Raw genomic sequence first — 22,073 nt, forward strand, 5'->3', positions numbered from 1 at the left:
CGCTATGCGCGCAAATGACCGGTTCGCCTGTCGGCTCGCACGTTGCCTACAAACAGCTCTGCTGTTTGCTTCACGGCAACGTCCTATCAGAGGGGGCCAGATGGCCTCTGGATGTGCTCTCGGAGCTACTGCACGGAGGCCTGCTGGCGGACTACGTCGAGGGCCTTGTTGAAGGCGTCGGAGGTCCAGCTGGCGCCGGCGACCTTGTCGACTTTGAGTCCCTTGAGCGGCTTGCCGTCGACGACGCCGTTGATCGCGTTGGCGAAATCGGTCTGATGCTGCTTGGAGATCTGCGTGAACGGATGGCCGATCACCTCGACCGATTCGACGTTCTGGTCCTTGATCGTGAAGTGGACGTCGATCGAGTCCTCGCCCACCGGGCCGTACTGGCCGTTGACCGAGTAGGTGCCGTCCTTGTAGTTGCCGGTGTCCTTGCCGCTTGCGGCGTCGGAGGAGGAGTCGGACGAGGACGAGTCGCCGGAATCGGAGGACGTCCCCGCGTCCGCATCGCCGCTGGACTGCGACTGCTCCTCCTGGGACTGCTGGGTCTCACCGGAGTTGCCCGCGTACTGGTCGTCCATCGGCGTGGCCTTCGACTCGCCGCAACCTGCCACGCCACCCAACAAGGCCAGCGTGGCGGCCGTCAGGACCACCGCCTTGACAGCCGTGTCATTCCTATCGCTCATATCCGTCATCCTCCCGCACTGCACTGACTAACCACTGACCTTCACTGATCTTTTGATATTGACGAACCGCTTTTGACGAACCTCTCGCCTGCCGGATGCGCCGTCTGGAGACCGTTCGGCCTGTCAACAGGCAGGTCAGCCCATTTCTTAGGCACTTTTTTCATTTCTTAGGCACATCTTGGCATAATCCACAGCCGGAAACCCCGGATTTCCAATGCTCGGAATACCAGATACCGCCGTGGACCTGCCTAAGAAAGGAAAAACCTGCCTAAGAAATGCGCAAATGCGCGACCGTCACTCCTCGCCGCCGGTCTTGGCGGCCTTGGTCGGGTCGGCGAAGCCGATCGGCAGGTCGCCCTCGCGCTGGGCGCCCTCCTCGGTGGAGCCGGTGAAGGCCGGACGGCCGCCCGCGGCCTCGTACGCGGCGCGGGCCTTCTCGTCGTTCCACTTCTCGCCGACGAGCACGCCGTGATTGAGCATGATCTCGCGTTCGGCGCAGCTGGCGACCAGCGCGTCGTGCGTGACGACGATGATCGTCGTGCCCTGATCGTGCAGCTGGCGGAACAGGTCGAGGACGATCTTCTCGTTCTTCTCGTCGAGGTTGCCGGTCGGCTCGTCGGCGAGGATGAGCTTCGGATCGTTAATGAGCGCGCGGGCGATGCACACGCGCTGCTGCTCGCCGCCGGAGAGCTGGCCGGGCAGGTGGTGGGCGCGGTCCTTCAACCCCACACGGTCCAGCGCCTCGAGGGCCTGCTTCTCGTCGACGACCGAGTGGTAGTACTGGGCGACCATCACGTTCTCAACGGCCGTCAGATGCGGCACGAGGTAGAACTTCTGGAACACCAGGCCGATCATGTTCTTGCGCACGTCGGCCAGCTGCGCGGCGTTGAGGTCCTCGAGCTTGCGGCCCTCCAGCTTCACGGAGCCCTTCGACGGCGAGTCCATGCAGCCGATCATGTTCATCAGCGTGGTCTTGCCGGAGCCGGACGAGCCGACGATCGCCAGCCATTCGCCCTGCGGCACGGTGAGGTTCAGATCGTCCACGGCGTGCAGGTCACCGTAGATCTTCGAGATGTGATCGAGTTCAAGCAGCATGATGATTCCTTTTTCGCGGATTGGCACGGATTGGCGCGATTACTCCTCGCGCAGCACGATGGCGGGGTCGATGCGCGAGGCGCGCGAGACGGGCGGGATGGAGGCGAGCACGGCGACCAGGGCGCTGAAGAGCACCGAGCCGATCGCGAGCGGCCAGTTGACGGGCAGCGACCTCTGGAACACGACGCCGGTGAGCACGCGGGCCAGCGCGTAGCCGATGCCGGTGCCGATCAGGCCGCCGATCAGGCCGTACAGCGCGCTTTCGACGTAGAACTCCATGCCGATCGAGCCGCTGGACGCGCCGAGCGCCTTTCTCAGGCCGATCTCGTAACTGCGCTGGGAGACGATCGAGCTGATCGTCGTGGACACGCCGACGAGGGTGAGCACAAGCACGACAATGGAGACGATCCAGAACAGGGTCTGCAGCATCGTGATGATGCGCGTGTCGGAGGAGGTGATCTTGGTGACCTGCTGCGCCTTGACGTGCATCGACGTCATGTCGTTGATCGACTTGACGGTGGCGGCGAGGTCGTCGCCGGACGCGGAGGCGGAGTATTCGATCACGTCGACGCCGCGCGTGACGCCGGTGAGCTTGTCGACGTCGGCGCTGGTCGCGTAGATGATCGAATCCTCGCTGCCGCCGGTGTCGACGATGCCGGCGACGCGGAACTCGGTGCCCTGCGTGTCCATGATGTCGCTGGAGACGCGGCCGTCCTGCGTGGGCTGGTTGGAGGTGGACTGGGACTGCTGGCCGGAAGTCTCTCCCCCAGTCTCGGCGTTCGCCGAGCCAGCCCCCTCGTCAGAGGGGGCCGAGGACGAGGACGAGGACGAGGACGACGCGGCGTTGTCGGAGGCGCGGTAGCCGATGGTGATGCCGCTGCCGACCTTGGCGCCGAGGGCGTCGGCGACGTCGCGGCCGATGAGCACCTTGCCGTCGGAGGGCCAGGAGCCCTCGACGTTCCAGTGGTGGTTGAGGTTCTCGACCTGGGCGGGGTCGACGCCGGCCATCACGTACGGCGCGGCGTTGACGCGCACGTTCTCGTAGCGGTAGGTCGCGTATTTGGCGGAGCCCTTGGCGCGCACCATCTCGGTGGTGTGCTTGACCATCGCCGCGTCGATGCCGGTCTTCGCGGCGGAGGCGTCGGACAAGGTCGAATCAGCCGACGCGCCCGACGGATCATCCGTCTCTCCGGTCGGGGTGACGATGAGGTTCGCGCCGTACGCGCGCATCTCGTCGTTCATCTGCTGCGGGACGGCGATGCAGATCGCCGCGAGGCAGAACAGCGTGGCCGCGCCGACCAGCGACGCGACGACGGCCATGATCGCACGCGACCGGCGGCGGAACACCGCGCCGAAGAGCATGCGGAAGAACATACCGGTATTGGTCATAGGTCGGCTTCCTCCATCTCGATTGATTTCACGGTTCCCATCGCGATCGCCCTGTCCGCACGGGCAGCGCGTCCGAATGACTCAGCGGCCATGGAGCACCTCCGCGGGCTTGACGCTCAGGATCGAGCGGATCGACGACGACGCGGCGACGAGCACGGTGAGCGCGAGCAGCACGAACACGAGGACGAACACCATCGGGCGCATCGTGATGCCCGACGCGAACACCACCTGTCCGATGAGCTGCGCGACGCCCGAGCCGAACAATGCGCCGACGATCGCGCCGACGAGCGAGATCGCGGCGGTTTCGGCGAGCATCAGGCGGGAGACGGCGCCATCGGTCGCGCCGATCGCCTTGAGCAGCGCGAGCTCGCTGGAGCGTTCGGAGATCGAGGCGGCCATGAGATTCGCGACCGCGACCGCCGCGGCAACGAGGCTCAGCGCGGTCATCAGGATCATCACGGCCTGCGTCTTCTGCAGCACGTTGCCCTGTAGGGCGGCGACCTGACGCACCTGCTTGGCGACGGCGCCCGGGATCACCTCCTCGATCTGGTAGGCGATCGAGCTCGGGTAGGCGGTGCAGTACCACGTCTCCCACTCGTCCTGACTCAGCGCGGCCGGGTTCTGCGAGGCCTTGCGCGCCAGATCGTTCTCCGGCGTGGTCAGCGCCTTGACCTCGATCTTGTCGACCGAATCGGGCAGGTTCGCGAGCACCTGCGCGGCGGAGGAGGCCATGTAGAGCGAGCTGTTGTCGTCGTCGCCGGAATCGTAGACGCCGGTGAGTGTGATCTTCTGCTCGTTGGTCTTGCCGTCGGCGGTCTTCTTGGTGAGGGTGATCGTGTCGCCCGTCTTGACGCCCAGCTTCTCGGCGAGGGTCGTGCCGATGACGCCCTGATCGCTGTCGTCCTTCGGCCACGCGCCGTCGAGCTTCCACCACGAGCGCATGCCCTCGACGCCGACCACGGTCGACTCGCCGGACGCCAGTTTGAGGGTCTTGTTGAACCATGTGCCGACGACCGGCACGTCCACGCCGTCGACGGTGGCGTGCACGTTGAGCTGCGGCGCGAAGTTCGTGATGTTGAACGCCCAGAAGATCGTCTTGATCTTCGGCGCGTCCGACTCCTTGAGGAACGCGGTCGGATCGGACTGGTCGCCCGCCGCCGAGCCGGCCTCGGTGTTGTACAGGTCGGAGACCACCGCGTCGGCCTTCGGCTGGACGACGATGTTCGAACCGTACGTGGACAGCTCGGCGTTGAGCTTGTCGCCCACGTCGAAGACGACGCCGAGCATCGCGACCGACACCGTGGCCGACAGGCACACGGTCAGGGCGATGAGCAGGCGCCGACGCAGCTGGCGCGTGAACGACCGCGCGATCATACGCAGAAAGAACATGGTGTTTGCCTCCGTCTCAATGCATCGCTGACTGCATCACTGGAAGTGGGCGCTCAGCGCGTCCAGGTCGGCGGTCTGGATCGTGATCTTGCCGCCGCCCATCTTGAACGGGAACGGTATCGGGTTGCATCCGCCCTTGAAGCCGATCGTCGCCAGGTTGATGGCGACCTCGCACTTCTTGCAGATGATCTTGCCGTCCTTCTCGTAGTAGCCGGCGTCGCCGCAGTTCTCGCACGCGTCGAGGCCGACGCCGTACGCGCCGCCGTTCTTCTTGATGATAATGAAGCGCATCTCGGTGCCGTCCTTCGCTTTGTATTCGAAGCGGTGCAGGTGCCCGTCCCCGACCTGCGCGAACGTGATCGTCGCGACGCCGTCCTTCAACGAGTAGTCCTCCGGCGGGGAGAGGGTGATCTGCTGGGTGGTGGCGGACACGCCGACGGTGAGCGTCAGGGTCACGCCGATCATCGCGACGAGGCTCCACACGGCGGAGGCGATCGCGCGGCGGCGGAACGCCTTGTGACGGCGCACGGTCGCCTCGTTGACGCCGGGCTCGGGCTTCGTCTTCATGCGGAATCCCGCGACCATCGAGGCGACGGCCGGGATAGCGAACACCAGCGCCTGCACCATGATCATCTGCTGGTTGTGGTTGATCGAGAAGACGAGCGGCTGGAACAGGAACCGCGGGAAGTACAGGGAGTGGGCCTGGATCATCTGCAGCAGGCCGGTCGCGTGCTGGATGAACAGGATCGCCATCATCAGCACCGAGGCGACGGTGAACGAGACGCGCACGGCCGTCGAGCGCATCGTGCGGAAGATCAGGGCGACGACCGTCGAGGCGGCGAGCCCGAGCAGGAAGCCGAGGGCGCGCAGCAGCATGTCGGAGGTGAAGATCGGGGCGTCCGGCTCCACCCAGATCGTCAGCTGGAGGATCACGTCCGGCAGGGCGTAGAAGAGGGTCAGGGCGATCGCGATCGCGGACACCAGGTTGGCGAGGTGCATCCAGATCGCGTGCTTGCGCCAGTCCTTGACGATCCACGGGGAGGCGATCACCGCGGCGATCGCGAGCAGGTCGACGACGACGGCGACCGTAAGGACCGGCTGGTTGACGAAGGTGCGCTGGTTGATGACGGCCGTGGCGCGCAGGGCCGCGAACACGATGGCCGCGACCGTGCCGAGGATGAATCCCCACAGGCGCCAATGGGAGCTGATCGGCTTGTCCTTGCCCTCGCCGACCGTGAGCATCACGCTCAGGCACATGACCAGCAACGCGGGGGCCAGCGTCCCCGGCATCACCGCAACGAATTGTTCAAGCATTCGGCGCCCTTTCCTTGTGGGGTTTTGGATTGTCCTGCGCGCCCTCGGCTCCCCTTGTCAGGGGAGCTGGCCCGCGAAGCGGGTCTGAGGGGTAGTCAATGCGATAACGGACTTCCGGGCGCAGAATACTATGCGCCTTATCGGCCGAAAGCCCCCTCTTAGGTTGAGGGGGCTCTGTTGGGTTGTTAGGTGGCGGAGACAATCACTCCGCCGTGGTGATTTCCGCCGTTTCGCGGCCGAAATTACCACTGACGCGGGGTGTACTCCCAGTTGTCGAAGGTGACCTCGATCGGCTCGGTCCAGAAGTGGCCCTTGACGCCGGTCTCCGGGTCGACGTGGAGCATCCAGCCCTTCTTGGCCGGGGACTCGATCGAGAGCTTCAGCTGGTAGGTGCCGGCCTTGTCGAGCTTGACGTTGGCGCCGTAGTGCGGGCCGTCGGAGGCGTTCATCTGCATGAAGGTACCGGAGGTGGCGGTGCCGCCCTCGACTTCCTTGCCGGTGGACTTGTCGATGATCGTGTAGTTGACGGTCAGGTCAGGGATGAAGTCAGTCTTGCCGTAGCCGAGCTCGGTGCCCTTCTCGTTGGCGTGGATGTCGGCCTCGAGGTGGAAGGAGGCGTCCGCGGCCTTGAGGCCCATGGAGGACGGCTCCATGTCGATCGGCTGGAAGTAGACGGCGCCGACGGTCAGCGGGCCGGCCTCCTGATCCTGCTCCTCGGCGGTGCCGGACGGGCCGACCGGGACCTCCTCGAAGCCGGCGCCGGCGTCGGAGGCGGCGGCGTCATCGGAGCTGGAGGAGTCCGAGCTGGAGGAGTCGGAGGACTGCGAGGAGGAGTCCGACTTCGTGTCGGCGGTGCTGGTGTTGGAGGAACCGCAGGCGGCCATCGTGAAGGTCATCGAGCCGGCGAGCAGCAGGCCGAGCAGAGCGGCCATCTTCTTGTTCTTCATCATTTCTTGTTCTCTCCTATGTTGGGTTGTGATTGGAGTTCACAGATTGGTTGGTTGTTGAATTATCGATTACTCGGGAAAGTCTGTATGGGCGGATAGTGGATTCGGCCGGTCACTTCGCGGCAACGGCTCCGGCGTTCGCGGACGCCTTGAGCCGACGCTGCTTGATGAAGCCGACCACGAACAGCGCGATCACGGCGATGGCGGCAAGCACCTGCGCCACGATGCACTCGACGTACGGGTAGAAGCCGAGCCAGTCGTTCGTCGGCACGCCCTGCAGGTAGATGGCCGGGAGCGCGTCGCCCTCGATCAGCGCGTGCACGCCGCCGCCGGCGAAGACGACCACGAGCACGGACATGAGGATCGACGTGACGAGGAAGAACGGTCCGATCGGGATCTTCACCGACGTGAATCGGATGATCAGGAAGATGATGACGAGCACGACGGCCGCGGCGATGCCGCCGGTCCACATGCCCTTCGAATCCTGGCTCATCGAGTAGATCGACTCGTAGAAGATCACGGTTTCGGCGCCCTCGCGGAACACGGCGAGGAAGCTCAGCATCGCGAGCGAGACGACCGTGCCGAACGCGATCTGCTCACCGGATTCGGCCTGCGAGGAGGCGGTCTTGACGGCCGCTTCGGTCTTGGTCCTGATGTAGCGGTTCCACGCCTCGACCGAGCTCTTGTTGAGCATCCAGTTGCTGGTCCACAGCAGCATGCACATGGCCACGAGCGCGCACACGCCCTCCATGATCTCCTGCTGCGGGCCGGAGCCGCCGAACAGCAGGCCGAAGATCACTGCGATGACGCCGGAACCGGCGAGGCCGACGAGCACGCCGACGTAGATCCACTTGGTGAGCTTCCTGTTGCCGGACTTGACGAGGTAGGCGATCACGGCGGCGACGACGAGCAGCGCCTCAAGACCCTCGCGCACGAGGATGATGAACGACTGGCCGACGGCGCTGGTGATGAACTTGGTGAAGCCGCCCTCCTTGTCGGCGGTTCCGCCGTCGAGGATGCCCGCGTCCTTGACCAGCATGGCCTTCAGGTCGTCGATGAGCTTCTTGGTCTCCTTGGGGGAGGCGCCGGTGTTCATCGCCTTGCGGGACATCTTGAACTGGTATTCGACCTCGGAGACGCGGCTGCCGCTGATGGCGTTCATCACGTTCTTCTCGAAGCCGAGCTTCTCGTAGTACTGGTAGTAGGCGTTGTTGACGAGGGTCGCGCCCTTGGCGCCGTCGCCCTTCTCGTACGCCTTATAGGCGTTGTCGAGGATCGGGGTCATCTCGTTGGCCACGTCGGTCCAGGAACGGTTGCCCTTGCCCGGGTTCTTCTTCTTTTTGGCGTCGAGTTCCTTGCGCTCCTTGGCGAGCTGCTCCTGCAGGGCCTTGGCGTAGGCGCGCGGCTTGGCGAGCTGCGCATTGGCGTCGAGCTGCTGGCCGGTGGCGTCGAGGTCGGCGGTCAGCGCGGTGATCTTCTCGTCGATCTGCGCGTCGTTGCCGGGCACGTAGGAGAGGTTCTGGATGTCCTGGAACGCCTGCTGCTGGGCGGCCTGCTTGTCGGCGCCGATCGTCTGGCTGACCACGGCGGTGAAGTTGGAGGCCACGTAGATCGTGTTGTACGCGGCCATGAAGTCGGAGGTGGAACCCGCGGTGTTGCCGGACTTGTACTCATTGATGCCGGACTGGAGCTGCTTGTCCATCGCCTTGGCGACGGCGGTCCACGACTCGTAGTCGGTGGCGGAGCTGGTCGACGACTCGGCGGCGGAGGCGGCGCGCGGGGCGACGGCGAGCGCGGCGATCATGAGCACGGCCAGCAGCGCCGCGGCGGACGCGCACATTCCCTTGCGTAATCCCGTCGAGGCGCGTTTGAGCACAGCGAACGCGCGTGAAGACATGATGATTGAATTCCTCTCTAATCCAAAACTGCCCACAGGATAGATAAGAAATTCTTGGAACAACAGTCTTGATTTTTCGCCGTCCGTGAGGTAGTCGGGTTTTCACGGGGTTGTCGAAAGGGTGAACCCGCGGAAAACGGCCGAAAATCGGTCCACCTCACGAATCAGCTCATCTCACTATTCGGACATCATACCCTCCCGTCTCATCCCCGTTCCGCATCGCAAGACGGTTTGACGGGCGATCCGATGCGGTACACGCGCGCCGTTCACCCGAACGCGCGGACCAGCCGCTCCCCCTCCTCGCGGGAGACCGGCAGGATGGAGCCGTGGCGGGCGCCGTCCGGCATGAGGTACGCGCCCCCGGGCACAGGATGGAAGGAGTCCGGTCTTGTCGGGTCGTCGCCGATCAGGGGGAAATAGCCCTTCTTGGCACCCATGTATTCGTCGAGGTACAGCAGGGCGCGTCCATCGGCAAGGCGAACCGCCGAGGGCCCCTCGACGCCGCGCAGTCCGTCGATCCCGCATTGGGGGACGCGCGCGAAGGACGGGGAGAGGGCGCTGACGCCCGCAACGTATACAACGCCCGGGGCGAGCAGCTCCGGCGACCGGTAAACGCCGATCGTCTTGTCGGTCTCGTTCTTGAGATAGAGCACCCAGCAGTCACCGGAATCACCGCCGTCGCCGGGGACGGAAGCGGAACGCCACAGCGTCAGTTCGGCGTCGATGCACGAATGGCTCCGCTCGATGAGCAGGAACGGATCGGAGAACACCGCGAAATCGCGGGCCCACCGGGCGTAGACGCGCTCCCTGGCGTAGCCGTCCGCCGCGCACGCGCTCGACCAGTACACGAGGAAGGCGTCGCGATCGGGCACGAAGGTGGCCTTCGGCGCCCACACGTTACCGAGCGGCAGATCGCCCGCCATGTCGACGGACTCCGGGCCGCGCCACGAGACGAGGTCGTCGGAGCGCCACACGAGCATCGCGTGGCTGCCGCGCACCTGCATCACATCCCAGTCGGGGGTGCCGTCGGCGGCCGCATAGCGGGGGTGCTTCGTGTTGAGATCCGTGGCGATCAGCACGAACCCGCCGTGCGGCAGCCGCACGAGGAACGGGTCGCGCGCGCCGCCGTCGCCAATGGACGAACGCAGGACGGGAGCCCCGCCGTTGAGGGCCCGCCAACGCAGGGCGTCGTCGCTGACGGCGAAACGCACCTGCTGATCGTCGTCGAGGGCGTCATCGCCATGGAAGTAGGCGTACAGGTATCGCGTGTCGGACACGGTTCATCCTCCATGTGTCGTATATCAATCAAACAAAAAGCGCACGGCCCAAGGAAGGAGTAGAGAGCCGTGCGCTTTCGGTCGGTCGCGCTCGCCGGTCAGCGGTACGCCCGCGAGCGCGAAGTCTGAGTCAGTGGATCACTTGTTCACTTCGAAGCCCTGACCGTCGCCGTACTCGACGAGCTTGTTCTGCCAGTCCTTGAAGCCGTCCATCAGCGTGCCGTCGCCGCTGAAGGCCTTGCCGACGGTGTCGGCGTAGATGGAGTTGCCGTACACCTGGAACGGCAGGAAGGTGAAGGATTCCTTGACGTTCTTGGCGCCTTCGGCGAGCACCTCGTTGACCTTCTGGCCACCGAAGTAGTCGCTGGTCTTGTCGGTGAAGGAGGACTCCTCGAGGGTGGCGGTGTCGGGCGGGAAGCTGCCGCCTTCGGTGAAGGTCTTGTTGCCGCCGCCGAGGCCGACGTATTCGGCGAACTTGTAGGCGGCCTCGGCGTTCTTCGAGCCCTTGACCACGGCGAGCGCGCCGCCGCCGTTCTCGGAGTTCACAGCCGAGCCGTCCGGGGTCGGGGTGTTGGCCACGCGGTACTTGCCGGCGGCGTCGGTGACGCTGCCCTCAAGGGTGATCGGCATCCAAGCGCCGGTCATCAGCGAGGCGATGTGGCCGGTGTTGAGGGACTTGTACCAGTCGTCGGACCAGCCGGCGGTCTTGGTGTCGATCAGATCCTCGTCGATCATCTTCTGCCAGAACTGCGCGAACGCCTTCACACCGGAGTCGCCGGTCAGGTCGATGGAAACCTTGCTGCCGTCCACCTTGAAGGGCTGGCCGCCGGCGAGCCAGATCATCGACATCGCGAAGCCGGCGTCGCCCGAATCGGAGGTGATGTAGTAGTCGGAGCCGAGCGCGTGGATCTTCTTGGCCGCCTCGTAGTACTCGTCCCAGCTCTTCGGCGCCTCGGTGACGCCGGCCTTGTCGAAGATCTCCTTGTTGTAGAACAGCGCCATCGGGCCGGTGCCCATCGGCATGCCGTACATCTTGCCGTCCACGGTGACGCCGGCCTGCGCGCCGGTGGTGAACTTGTCGAGGATCTTGTCGCCGCCGTACTGGCTCAGGTCCTCGAGCGCGTCGGAGTAGGCGAACTGCGGGACCGCGTTGTAGTCGAGCTGGACGAGGTCCGGGGCGCCCGATCCGGCGTTGACCGCGTTGGACAGCGCGGTGTACTCGTCGTTGTTGGTGCCGGCGTTGACCACCTTGACCGTGATGTCCGGGTTCTCCTTCTCGAAGCCCTCGACGGTCTTGGAGATGAGCGGCTCCCACGCCCACACCGTGATCTCGGTCTTGCCGCCGTCCGCGGAACCTCCCGCGGTGTTGGACGCGGACTGGCCGCCGCACGCGGCCACCGACAACAACGTCGCCGCCGCGAGACCGGCTGCGGCCAACTTCCTCATCGACATCCCCATGGACATATGACGCTCCTTTGCTTCCATGCACAACCGCTCGGGATCGGCTGCCTTCCGTCTTCCATGTCGTTTATGTTTACCGGTACACTTACCGGTAAACCCAAGAGTATACCGGTACACTGAAGTTGTCAAATACGCACACCACGCCGCGACACGCGACACGCGACACGACGTGACGTGACGTGACGGCATCCGCATCAGGGAGATGGGCATGGTCACCTTACTGGACATCGCGCACGCCGCCGGCGTCTCGAAAATGACGGTTTCGAACGCGCTGCGCGGCAAATCGAACGTCAGCGAGGCCGTGCGCGAACGCATCATCCGCACAGCGAACGAGCTCAACTACCAGACCAATCTGGCCGCCCGCGCGCTGAGTTCGGGGCGCAACAACATCATCGAATTCATCGTGCAGGACCTCGACTCACCCTTCTACGGCGAACTCGCCAAGGAGGTGTCGCGCGCGGCGGACCGGCACGGCATGCAGACGCTGATACGGCAGTCGCTGTATTCGGCCGAGAACGAGAAGTCCGCGATGACCCCGGCCAACAGCCTGTTCTGCGACGGCCTCATCCTCGCCACGCCGAAGCTCGACGACGCCGAGGCGCAACGTCTCGCGCAGCAACGGCCGCTCATCCTCATCGACGCCTGCGCGCCGCACCCGCAGGCGTCCACGGTGAACACGCCGAACTACGAGGGGGCGCGGCAGGCGGTCGCGCATCTGCTGTCGACCGGCGTGCGACGGCCGCTGATCCTCGGAGCGGGGGCCGATGCGACTTCCATGATCGCGGATGATGGGGATGGACGAAAGGGCGACGCCGCCGGACGCGGTGACTCCCCCGACAACGGAACGCCCCGGACCGTCGGCGGTCTGCGGCTGGCGGGGGCGATGCGGGCCGTACGGGATGCCGGTGCCCCGATCGACGCCCCGCTGTGCGCGCCCGTCGAATGGACCTACGACCAGGCGCGACAGGCGATCCACGACCTCATCGACGCCGGGGAACGCTTCGACGGCGTGTTCGGCATGTCCGACGTGGTGGCGCTCGGGGCGATCCGCGGACTCGCGGACAGGGGACTCAAGGTGCCGGAGGACGTCAAGGTCATCGGGTTCGACGGCACGACGTACGGCGCGATCGCCACGCCGTCGCTGTCGACGATCGACATCGACATGCCCGCGATGGCGGAGACCATCGTCGACCGGCTGATGGAACAGCTGGAACGACGCGGCACCGGACGCCAGAGCGCAGGAGGCGCGTACGACGTGAACGCGCCGGCGTCCTCCCCGTCAGGCGACGCGCCGAACGCCGACGACCCGATCACCGTCGACACCGCGCCGTTCACGTTGCGCGTCCGCGAATCCACCGCCGGCCGTCAGCACGCCGCATAGCCGGCTGCCGGCCGTCAGCCCTCCAGCACGGCGAGCACCTTGCGCTCGTCGTAGAAGGCGAAGACCACGCCGCCGATCGCGCACAGCACCGCGGCGCACACGGCGGCGATGCGGTAGCCGGCGCCGGAGGCCATGCCGATCGTCGAGACGCCGGTGAACAGCAGCATCGCCACGGATTGACCCATCTTCATCGCGAACGTGCGCGCCGCGTAGAACATGCCCTGACGGTCCTGGCCGGTGGTCTTCGAGCTCGCGTCGGCGATGTTCGCGACGATCGCCTGCGGCAGGATGCCGAACGCGGCCATCGGGATCGCACCCGCGACCGACAGGATCAGGCCCTGCGCCATCGGCGGGATGAACGACACCGCGCCCGAGCCGAGCGCGCCGGCGAACGCGAACGCGCAGGTGAAGATCACGAACGCGGCGAGCAGCGGTCGCTTCTTGCCCGCGCGGTTCGCGAGGACGTTGACCGGCACGTAGAACAGCACCGACACGCCGGTCATCAGCACGAAGTAGATGGTCGTCGTGGTCTCGGGGAGCTTCAACAGACTCGTCACGAAGAACGGCAGACCGGTCTGGAACGTGGTGATCGCCACCCAGTAGACCACGTCGGAGCACACGAACTTGCGGAACTCGCCGTCAGAGAAGGTCTGTTTGAGCGATTCGACGGTCGACTCGGAGGTCGGCTTCGAATCGACGTAGTCACGCTCGTTGATCGTCAGCGGCGGCACGAGCATGCACAGGCAGGCGACGACCGCCATGATCGTGAACGTCAGGCGGATCGCGCCGACACGGCCGAACGGGCCGACGAACCCGCCCCAGATGACCGGCGCGACATACGCGACCGCGGTGCCGGCGACCCAGGTGAACGAGATCGCCGTGGAGATCGCGAGCTGCTGCTTCGAATCGTGACCGAGCTCGGCGATCAGCGCGTTGTACGGCGTGCAGTAGAACGTGAGCGCGATGTAGTAGCCGATCACGGTGACGAACAGGACGGCGGCGTTCACCCAGCTCGTGCCGTTCACCGGGCTCCAGAACACGAGCACGGTGACAAGCGCGAGCGGGGCGGCGGCGAATTTGAGGAACGGCATGCGACGGCCGGATCGCGCGTCGCACCGGTCGGACAGCGAGGCGACGGCCGGGTCGACGAACGCGTCGAAGAAGCGCGCGAACGCGGTGATGCCGCCGACGACGGTCACGACGCCGAGGATCGCGAGGCCCTGCGGCACGAACACGGTCTGCCCCTGCGCGATGGTCTCATTGTCCGGCTGGTAGAAGTAGACAAGCCAGTTCGAGATGATGCCGCTCAGCAGCGCCCAGCCGAACTGCCCGACCGCAAACGCCCAGATCCTGGCGCCCGGCAGATCCTTGACGCGCGGCTCCCTCATTGCACCGACCTCATCGTCTGTACCGGTCGCCGCGACGGGCTTCACTGCCGTCACCGTCTTATCGTTCATCACCACACCTCCGTGACGTGTTTTCCGACGTGTCCGATTATCGTCGTGTCGGCAGGACCAATTACCTGCATACGGCATACACCGGCCGTTGCACCGGCCGCCGCGCACCCTTGCTCCGACACCTCGAGTTGACACAGTGTCAATCGTAGCATGGTCGTTCGGAGCCTATGTCTGCGCAATCGAAAACCACACTTGGTATATAGACACGTCGCTTGCGCAGTCAACGACGCCGCTTGGCGGGAGGTTCCGGTACAACCGCCGTTTCCTACCGTCCGGAGCGTTGAAAAACCGCGGAATTCCAGCACTCTGCAATTCCGGCAAACCGTTCTGTACTCGACCTATGCGCCAAGCGTGGCTTCCGACTGCGCAAGCGGCTTCAACTATTCACCAAACGATGGCTGCGTTCTGGCGCCAACCCCTTACGATGAGACGTATGAGCACACCCGCCTCGCCCGTACCGCACACAATGGCCTTCCCTCACGCGCTCGGCACCGGACTGCTGATCCAGTCGCCGCTCGACCCGGACGGCTTCGTGGTCGGAGGCTCGTCCTCCGCGGAGAATCACGGCATCTCGAACTACGACGCGATCGACATCCTCATCGACGAGTACGAACAGGCGCTCTCCCGCTTCCGCATGCACTCGCTCGTCGACGAAATGCGCCGCGCGGCACACGGCGGCTCGTTCGACTTCCCCGACTGGGCCGGTCCGCTCTTCGACCTGTACGATGCACTCGTCCACGCCACCGACGGCGCGATCGACCCATGCATCGGCGAGGACCTGATCCGACTGGGCTACGACGCGCGGTACTCGTTCCATCTTTCCCCCGACGCGCTCGCGCCCGCAACCGGATGGAATCTCGGTGCGGCGCACGGGCGCGCGACCTGGCGCGAGGACGTGGAGCGACACGGCACGACGCTCATCACCCGCCACCCGGTGGTGCTCGACTTCGGCGCATGCGGCAAGGGCTATCTCGTCGACCTCATCGCGCAGCGGTTCATGGAGAGCACCGATGGCATCACCTCCGGCCCAGGCCCCGATCCTTACGTCATCGACGCGGGCGGGGACCTGCTCATCCAATCCCCCGACCAACCGCTGACCATCGCGCTCGAGGACCCAGCCAACACCGAGAACGCAGTCGGCACCGCGCGGGTTGACGCGGGCGCGTTCTGCGCGAGCGCCCCCAGCCGACGCCACTGGGAGGCAGCCGGCCACCGGCTCCATCACCTGCTCAACGCCGTCGACGGCCTGCCCGAGCACGACGTCGCCGCCACATGGGTGTACGTGGACGCCAACCAGCCGTATCCCACCGCGCTCGCCGACGGCGTGGCCACGGCCCTGTTCACCACGCCCCCGAACCAGCTGCACGAACGGCTGGCCGCATACACGGCTTCACGAGGCGACTCGCAAGGCATCCACCGCAGCACAGCACAAGGCACCACCTACCGCAACAGCACCTCGTACAATGCTCCGCCCAGCACCGCGCGCGTCATAGCCTCCAAATCCAACACCACGCGCGTCGCGACCCCTGATTACGCGGCGTTCGAGTGCGCTGTCCTCAACTCCGACCGCACCGCCGTGCGATCAGCCGGCTTCCCCGGCGATTTCTTCACCGGGGAACGCGGCTAACGCAGCGGGCGAAGGCGCGGTAGAGCGCGATGTATGTCGCGTAGGACAGGGACATTTCCGCTTTGATGATGATCAGGTGATGCGCGTTGCCGAAGTCGTCCTGTACATCGGACCGATCGATGTCCTGCTCGCCGGTCGCCTCGGCGGCCTTCGCAAGCGCGGCCATGTCCTCGCGCCATTGCGGAATCTCCGAATCGTCCACCATCCCCGGTTCGGCCGGTATCCCCGATGAACCGAACCGGCCGAACCGGCACATGTCGTAGACGAAGGCGTACGCATCCTCGGCGGTCAGCGACGCCGCCTCGAACTGGTCGCGATCGCGGCGGAACGTGTACGCGCTCAGCGTGCCGTACGCGGTGCCGCCACGCATGTAGTCGTCGATCATGCGCGTACCGAAATGACCGATACGATCGAGGGCGCCCGGCAGCCAGATGCGATGCGCCGCGGCCGTTCGCGCGAGCTCGTCGTCGTTCCCGATGAAGCCAGTGATGCCGGCGAACCCGAAACCGGCGACCCCGCCATTCTCCATCTCAAGCACGCGAGACGATCCCGCGTCATCCGACCGGTCCTTCATCTCCTTCATCCGCCAGTACAGCGCGTTGCTGCCCATATGCTGCAGGTATTCGGCGCCGACCGACCGCGCCAACCCCTCCAGGGAACCTTCGGGCAGATCGGCCCTCGTGTGCATCTCCGTGGTGCGTCCGTCGGCCGTCGTGCGGGTCACGGTCGTCATCCCATCGGCCGTGACGACGGTGAGCACCGTCTCCCCCGTGTCCGCGTCGGTCGTCTCCTTCGAAAACACGACCTTGCGCGCGGGATCGTCGTCGGCCGCATCGGCCCGCCCAGCTCTCCGATCGGACCGCCTGAGTCTCCTATTGCCCGCCACGGCGACCACCACGGCCGCGACGGCCGCGACGATCACCAGGACCCCGAACACAATGGTGACGAGGAGAATCGGAATGTTCATGACCGGTACGCCCCTTCCTGCGACCCGATGTCCCTGCGCCCGGGCCGCCGGTCGACGACGGCCCGTCCACCATCGAATCTACCCCGGATCATGCACCGAACGCCTCACGGCCCGCGGCTCGCCTCCGGCCCCTGCAATCACGGACCGGCCCTACGGCCGGACTCAATCCTGCCCTCGCTCGGCTCAGCCCGCGAGCGCGAACTGGCTGTTGTAGAGGTCGGCGTAGAAGCCGCCCGCCTCGAGCAGCTGCTCGTGGGTGCCGCGCTCGATCACGTCGCCGTGGTTCATGACGAGGATCATGTCGGCGTCGCGGATCGTGGAGAGGCGGTGGGCGATCACGAACGAGGTGCGTCCGACGGTGAGCGCGTCCATCGCCTTCTGGATGAGTTCCTCGGTGCGCGTGTCGACCGAGGATGTCGCCTCGTCGAGGATCAGGATCGGCGCGTCCTGCACCATCGCGCGGGCGATGGTCAGCAGCTGCTTCTGCCCGGCGGACAGGGACGTGTTCTCGTCGAGCACGGTGTCGTAGCCGTCCGGCAGGGACATGATGTAGTGGTGCAGGCCGACCGCCTTGCACGCCTCCTCGATCTGCCGGTCCGTGACTCCGGGCTTGGCGTAGGCGATGTTCTCGCGCACGGTGCCGTGGAACACCCAGGTGTCCTGCAGCACCATCGAGAACTGTTCGTGCACGTTCCAGCGCGGCACCCTCGCGGTGTCGACGCCGTCGATCGCGATGCGCCCGCCCGCGATCTCGTAGAAGCGCATGAGAAGGTTGACCATCGTGGTCTTGCCGGCGCCGGTCGGGCCGACGATCGCGACCTTCTGGCCGGCCTTCACGGATGCGGAGAAATCGTGGATGATCGGCTTGTCGGGTTCGTATTCGAAGCGCACGTGGTCGAATTCGACGTCGCCCCTCACCTCGCGCCCACCCGCGTGCTTCGTGCCGAGCAGCGCGGGCTTGGCCGATTCGTCGGCCATCTCCGGCTCCTCAAGGAAGCCGAACACGCGCTCGGACGCGGCGGCGCAGCGCTGGAGGTTCTGGAACGCTTGCGCGAACTGGCTGAGCGGCTGCGTGAACAGTCGCACGTACATCATGAACGCGACGATCACGCCGAATTCGATTGATCCGTTCATCGCGAGCGCGGCGCCGACGACGCACACGACGACGTAGCCAAGGTTGCCGACGAACATCATGAGCGGCATCATGAGCCCGGAGAGGAACTGCGACTTCCAGCCGGAGTCGTACAGGTCGGCGTTGTACCGCTCGAAGCGTTCGATCGAGTCGTCCTCGCCGTTGTACGCCTTGACGATGAGGTGGCCGGAGTACATCTCCTCGACGTGTCCGTTGACGTCGCCGAGCGCCGCCTGTTGGCGGGCAAAGTAGCGTTGCGACGCCTTCATGATCACCATCATCAGCACCAGTCCGATGAGGCTGGAGCCGATCGCGGCGAGCGCCATGATCACGTTGTTGTAGAACATCATGACGAGCGCGCCGACGAACAGCGTGACCGATGTGATGAGCGATCCGAGCGACTGGCCGAGGGTCTGGCCGATCGCGTCGACGTCGTTGGTGATGCGCGAGAGCACGTCGCCATAGCTGACCTTGTCGAAGTAGCTCAGCGGCAGCTTGTTGATCTTGACGCTGATCCGTTCGCGCAGCCGCTGTGCGGTGCGCTGGGTGACGGATGCCATGAGCCAGCTCTGGATGTAGTTCAGGATCGCGTACCCGGCGTACAGGGCGATGAGCGTGAAGCCGATGCGCGAGACCGCGTCGAAGTCGACGGCGCCCATGACCGGCCTGCCGTGGACCATCGCGGGCAGGCCCTTGGCGATCTCGTTGGTCATGTCCTTGAGCTTGTCCGGTCCGATGATCTGGCCGATCGTGCCGGCCGCGCCGAGCACCAGCGCGATGATGACGACGGGTACGTAGTTGCGGCAGAAGCGCACGAGCTTGCCCATGGTTTCGCCGAAGTTCTGCGGTTTCTCGACGGGGCCGCGTCCCGGCCCGCCGTGTCCCATTCCTTTTGGCATGGTGAAGTCCTTTCGTTTCGATTCGGGTGATTCCGGTGATTCGTCTATCGCGGCGTCAGGCGGTCAGCTCGGTCTGGCCGAGCTGGGACAGGGCGATCTGGCGGTAGACCTCGCAGTTCTCGAGCAATTCGCGATGCGTGCCTTCGCCGACAACGCGCCCCTCGTCGAGCACGACGATGAGGTCGGCGTTCATGATCGTGCCGATGCGTTGGGCGACGATGAGCTTGGTCGCGTCCTTCGCGTGGGTCGCGAGCGCGTCGCGCACCTCGCGGTCGGTCTTGAAGTCGAGCGCGCTGAACGAGTCGTCGAAGATCAGGATCTCCGGGTCGCGGTAGACGGCGCGGGCGATGGACAGGCGCTGCTTCTGACCGCCGGACACGTTCGATCCGCCCTGCGCGATCGGCGAGTCGAAGCCGGCATCCATGCGTTCGACGAATTCCGTGGCCTGCGCGACGTCGGCGGCCTCGCGGATGCGGGCGGTGTCGCCGACGTCGAGTCCGTCGTGCGTCTCGTCGCCGTAGCTGATGTTCCCCGCGACGGTGCCCTTGAACAGCACGGAGCGCTGAGGTACGTAGCCGATGCGGTCGCGCAGGTCCTTGAGCGTGTAGTCGCGCACGTCGACGCCGTCGACGAGCACCTGGCCGTGGGTCGCGTCGTAGAAGCGCGGCACGAGGTTGATGAGGGTCGACTTGCCGGAGCCGGTCGAGCCGATGAACGCGACGGTCTGGCCGCGCATCGCCTTGAACGAGATGTGCTCGAGCATCGGCTCGCGCGATTCGGGGTAGGTGAAGCTCACGTCGCGGAACTCGACCTCGCCGCGGGTCTCGCCGCGAGCGACGTCGCCGGCGTGCGATGTTTCACGGGAAACAACGTCGTCGGCGGTCGATTCACGCGCGACGCCAGATCCGTCCTTGACGATCGGATCGGTGTTCAGCACCTCCATCACGCGCTGCGCGGACACGTCGGCGCGCGGCCAGAGCACGAACACCATGCTCATGAGCAGGAAGCTCATGATGACCTGCACGGAATAGCTGGAGAAGACGACCATGTTGGAGAACACGGTGAGCTTGTCGGTCAGGGCGGCCGCGTCGATGAGGTACGCGCCGATCCAGTAGACGGCGAGCATCAGGCCGTTCATCACGCTGTTCATGAGCGGCATCATGATGGCCATCGCGCGGTTGGTGAACAGCTGCGTGTCGGTGAGGTCCTTGTTGGCCTTGGTGAACTTGGATTCCTGATAGTCCTCGGCGTTGTACGCGCGCACGACCCTCAGGCCGGTGAGGTTCTCGCGCGCCACGAGGTTGATGTTGTCGGTCAGGGCCTGCATCGCCCTGAACTTCGGCATGACGAGCGCCATGAGGATGACGATGGTGACGAGCAGCACGACGACCGCGACCGCCGTGGCGAGCGTCCATTCCATGCCGTCGCCCGCGATCTTGGCGATCGCCCAGACCGCCATGATCGGCGATTTGACGATGAGCTGGAGGCCCATCGTGATGAACATCTGGATCTGCGTGATGTCGTTGGTCGAGCGGGTGATGAGGCTTGCGGTCGAGAAGCGGCCCATCTCGGCGGGGCCGAACGATTCGACCTTACGGAATTCGAGCGATCGCAGGCGCTGGCCGAAGCTGGCGGCGACGCGCGCGGCGATGAAGCCGGTGACGACTGCGCAGGCGACCGAGCCGAGCGAGACGAACAGCATCTTGCCGCCGGCGATCCAGATGTCGGCCATCTCGCTGCCCGGTGTCTCGACGAGCGTGGTGATGTCGGACATGTAATCGGGCAGCTTCAGGTCGAAGTAGACCTGTCCGACGATGGTCACCAGGGCGATGAGCATCTGCCCGACCTCCGCTTTGGAGAGGTATTTCATGATGCGAAGCATTGGCATTCCCCCTGTTTGGGTTGGATTGAGTTGAGTTATGGGCTGAGTTGAGTTATGGGCTGTGGGTTGAGTTGCGAACCGGATCGGATCGGGTACGGGCCGGACCTAGGCGGGTTGACGGCGGTCATCCCACACATGCCGCCTCAGACTCCGGTCAGAACGTTCCGATCGTGCGCACCAGCCCTCCGAAATAGTTCTGAGTATTAAATTACTTACACCCAGAGATATTACACGCGATTCTGGGCGTGTCCTGACAAGACATCCGCAGACAGCGGATTCGCGCCACGCCTCTCCCCCAGTCGGCTACGCTGACAGCCAGTCCCGTAATTACAGATGCGCTGCGGCCCGCCTATCGGCTCGCACGTTGCCTGCAAACAGCTCTCGCTGTTCGCTTCGCGGGCCAGCCCCCACAGAGGGAGCCAGACGGGAGAACCAACCACCAACATCCCCTCCGCCCGACTACCCCTCAGACCCGCTTCGCGGGCCAGCTCCCCTGACAAGGGGAGCCAGAGGAACACCACCCGCCTACTGCTCGAACGCCTTACGCACCTCGTCGGCGGTGGGGCGCGGCTCGCCCGGGTGGCAGATCGACATGTAGGTTATGAACTCGCGCGAGAGGTCGACGAACTCGCGCGTACGTCGCTCCCCCATCTGCGAGAAGATCCAGCACACCGCCGAACGCATCTCCTCCATATCGCGCCGCGCGGTCTCCCGCCCGGCGTCGGTCAGCCGCACATGCACGACGCGGCGGTCGTCGGGATCGGGCTCACGTATGACCATGCCCTTTTTCTCCAGCGCGGACAGCACGGTGGACACGCGGCCGGAGCTCACGCGCAGGGAGTCGGCGATCTGCGAGGGGGTCATCACGCCACGAACCGCGAGCTGGCGGATGATGAAATGCTCACCGTGCGAGCCGCGCGTCACCTCGCGCTGCATGTCCGACCTGCGGCACCACACCTTGGCGACCAACTCGTCGTATGCCTCCTGCTCGAACCCCATACATGCCTCCGGCTCATCCATCCCGTACATATTCCGACAGACCGGCAGCGTCACCGGCCTGATTAATCCCCTATACATTACCTCACACTATAAACAACTCTCCCCCAGAGCTATCCAAACCGCCCGATCCTACGGGATCGGATGTTTCGACCCCCACGCCGCCCCATTTCTCGCCCGATCCTATATGACCGCCCTGCACGAGCGCATTTCGCCCGCCCCTATAGGATCGGACGCCTCGTGGCAGGCGGCCATGGCGTGCGGGGTATGGCGGTCG

16 protein-coding genes are annotated in these 22,073 nt (G+C 65.2%); 2 read left to right on the plus strand and 14 right to left on the minus strand.

What is annotated here, in order from left to right:
• Positions 1 to 125: 125 nt before the first annotated feature.
• The 9 genes from CSQ85_RS08715 to CSQ85_RS08755 form a co-directional block, all read right to left on the minus strand.
• Positions 126 to 686, minus strand: a complete 561-nt coding sequence (locus CSQ85_RS08715) for an FMN-binding protein (RefSeq protein WP_150383717.1) — start codon at positions 684 to 686, stop codon at positions 126 to 128.
• 294 nt (positions 687 to 980) lie between these two features.
• Entirely contained in the window at positions 981 to 1,781 is an 801-nt protein-coding gene (locus tag CSQ85_RS08720; protein ID WP_107041580.1) for an ABC transporter ATP-binding protein, read from the minus strand.
• 39 nt (positions 1,782 to 1,820) lie between these two features.
• Positions 1,821 to 3,170: an ABC transporter permease gene (locus CSQ85_RS08725; RefSeq protein ID WP_150383718.1), complete on the minus strand. Its 1,350-nt coding sequence runs from the start codon at positions 3,168 to 3,170 to the stop codon at positions 1,821 to 1,823.
• An 81-nt stretch (positions 3,171 to 3,251) separates the two neighbouring features.
• The gene (locus tag CSQ85_RS08730) at positions 3,252 to 4,559 is read right to left on the minus strand and encodes an ABC transporter permease (protein ID WP_150383719.1); all 1,308 of its coding nucleotides are present in this window, start codon (positions 4,557 to 4,559) and stop codon (positions 3,252 to 3,254) included.
• Positions 4,560 to 4,595: 36 nt separating this feature from the next.
• Complete coding sequence (locus tag CSQ85_RS08735) at positions 4,596 to 5,873, minus strand: DUF2318 domain-containing protein (RefSeq protein WP_150383720.1); 1,278 nt, start codon at positions 5,871 to 5,873, stop codon at positions 4,596 to 4,598.
• A 242-nt stretch (positions 5,874 to 6,115) separates the two neighbouring features.
• Positions 6,116 to 6,823 carry an iron transporter gene (locus CSQ85_RS08740; RefSeq protein WP_150383721.1) on the minus strand — a complete coding sequence of 236 codons (708 nt, stop codon included), beginning with the start codon at positions 6,821 to 6,823 and terminating at the stop codon, positions 6,116 to 6,118.
• A gap of 109 nt (positions 6,824 to 6,932) precedes the next feature.
• The gene (locus tag CSQ85_RS08745; protein WP_150383722.1) at positions 6,933 to 8,717 is read right to left on the minus strand and encodes an FTR1 family iron permease; all 1,785 of its coding nucleotides are present in this window, start codon (positions 8,715 to 8,717) and stop codon (positions 6,933 to 6,935) included.
• Positions 8,718 to 8,983: 266 nt separating this feature from the next.
• The gene (locus CSQ85_RS08750; RefSeq protein WP_150383723.1) at positions 8,984 to 9,994 is read right to left on the minus strand and encodes a glycoside hydrolase family 43 protein; all 1,011 of its coding nucleotides are present in this window, start codon (positions 9,992 to 9,994) and stop codon (positions 8,984 to 8,986) included.
• 138 nt (positions 9,995 to 10,132) lie between these two features.
• Positions 10,133 to 11,458 carry an ABC transporter substrate-binding protein gene (locus CSQ85_RS08755; RefSeq protein ID WP_150383724.1) on the minus strand — a complete coding sequence of 442 codons (1,326 nt, stop codon included), beginning with the start codon at positions 11,456 to 11,458 and terminating at the stop codon, positions 10,133 to 10,135.
• Between the two features lie 205 nt (positions 11,459 to 11,663).
• Between CSQ85_RS08755 and CSQ85_RS08760 the strand changes: the two genes are divergently transcribed.
• Entirely contained in the window at positions 11,664 to 12,836 is a 1,173-nt protein-coding gene (locus tag CSQ85_RS08760) for a LacI family DNA-binding transcriptional regulator (RefSeq protein WP_190972971.1), read from the plus strand.
• Between the two features lie 14 nt (positions 12,837 to 12,850).
• On the opposite strand, the gene CSQ85_RS08765 is transcribed toward CSQ85_RS08760, so the two are convergent.
• Positions 12,851 to 14,224, minus strand: a complete 1,374-nt coding sequence (locus CSQ85_RS08765) for an MFS transporter (RefSeq protein ID WP_150383738.1) — start codon at positions 14,222 to 14,224, stop codon at positions 12,851 to 12,853.
• Between the two features lie 502 nt (positions 14,225 to 14,726).
• Here CSQ85_RS08765 and CSQ85_RS08770 point away from each other — a divergent pair.
• Positions 14,727 to 15,920: an FAD:protein FMN transferase gene (locus CSQ85_RS08770; RefSeq protein ID WP_150383726.1), complete on the plus strand. Its 1,194-nt coding sequence runs from the start codon at positions 14,727 to 14,729 to the stop codon at positions 15,918 to 15,920.
• On the opposite strand, the gene CSQ85_RS08775 is transcribed toward CSQ85_RS08770, so the two are convergent.
• From CSQ85_RS08775 to CSQ85_RS08790, 4 genes are all read right to left on the minus strand, one after another.
• Positions 15,901 to 16,887 (minus strand): hypothetical protein, encoded by a 987-nt coding sequence (locus CSQ85_RS08775; protein WP_150383727.1) that lies wholly within the window; start codon positions 16,885 to 16,887, stop codon positions 15,901 to 15,903. The genes CSQ85_RS08770 and CSQ85_RS08775 overlap by 20 nt on opposite strands.
• Positions 16,888 to 17,070: 183 nt before the next feature.
• Positions 17,071 to 18,918, minus strand: a complete 1,848-nt coding sequence (locus tag CSQ85_RS08780) for an ABC transporter ATP-binding protein (protein ID WP_150383728.1) — start codon at positions 18,916 to 18,918, stop codon at positions 17,071 to 17,073.
• Positions 18,919 to 18,973: 55 nt separating this feature from the next.
• A complete protein-coding gene (locus CSQ85_RS08785) occupies positions 18,974 to 20,800 on the minus strand; it encodes an ABC transporter ATP-binding protein (RefSeq protein ID WP_150383729.1) in 1,827 nt (608 codons plus the stop codon).
• Positions 20,801 to 21,325: 525 nt separating this feature from the next.
• Complete coding sequence (locus CSQ85_RS08790) at positions 21,326 to 21,799, minus strand: MarR family winged helix-turn-helix transcriptional regulator (RefSeq protein WP_150383730.1); 474 nt, start codon at positions 21,797 to 21,799, stop codon at positions 21,326 to 21,328.
• Positions 21,800 to 22,073 lie beyond the last annotated feature (274 nt).

Origin of the sequence: Bifidobacterium rousetti (assembly GCF_008698235.1) — a bacterium.
In the GTDB taxonomy this organism is placed as follows: Bacteria; Actinomycetota; Actinomycetes; order Actinomycetales; family Bifidobacteriaceae; genus Bifidobacterium; species Bifidobacterium rousetti.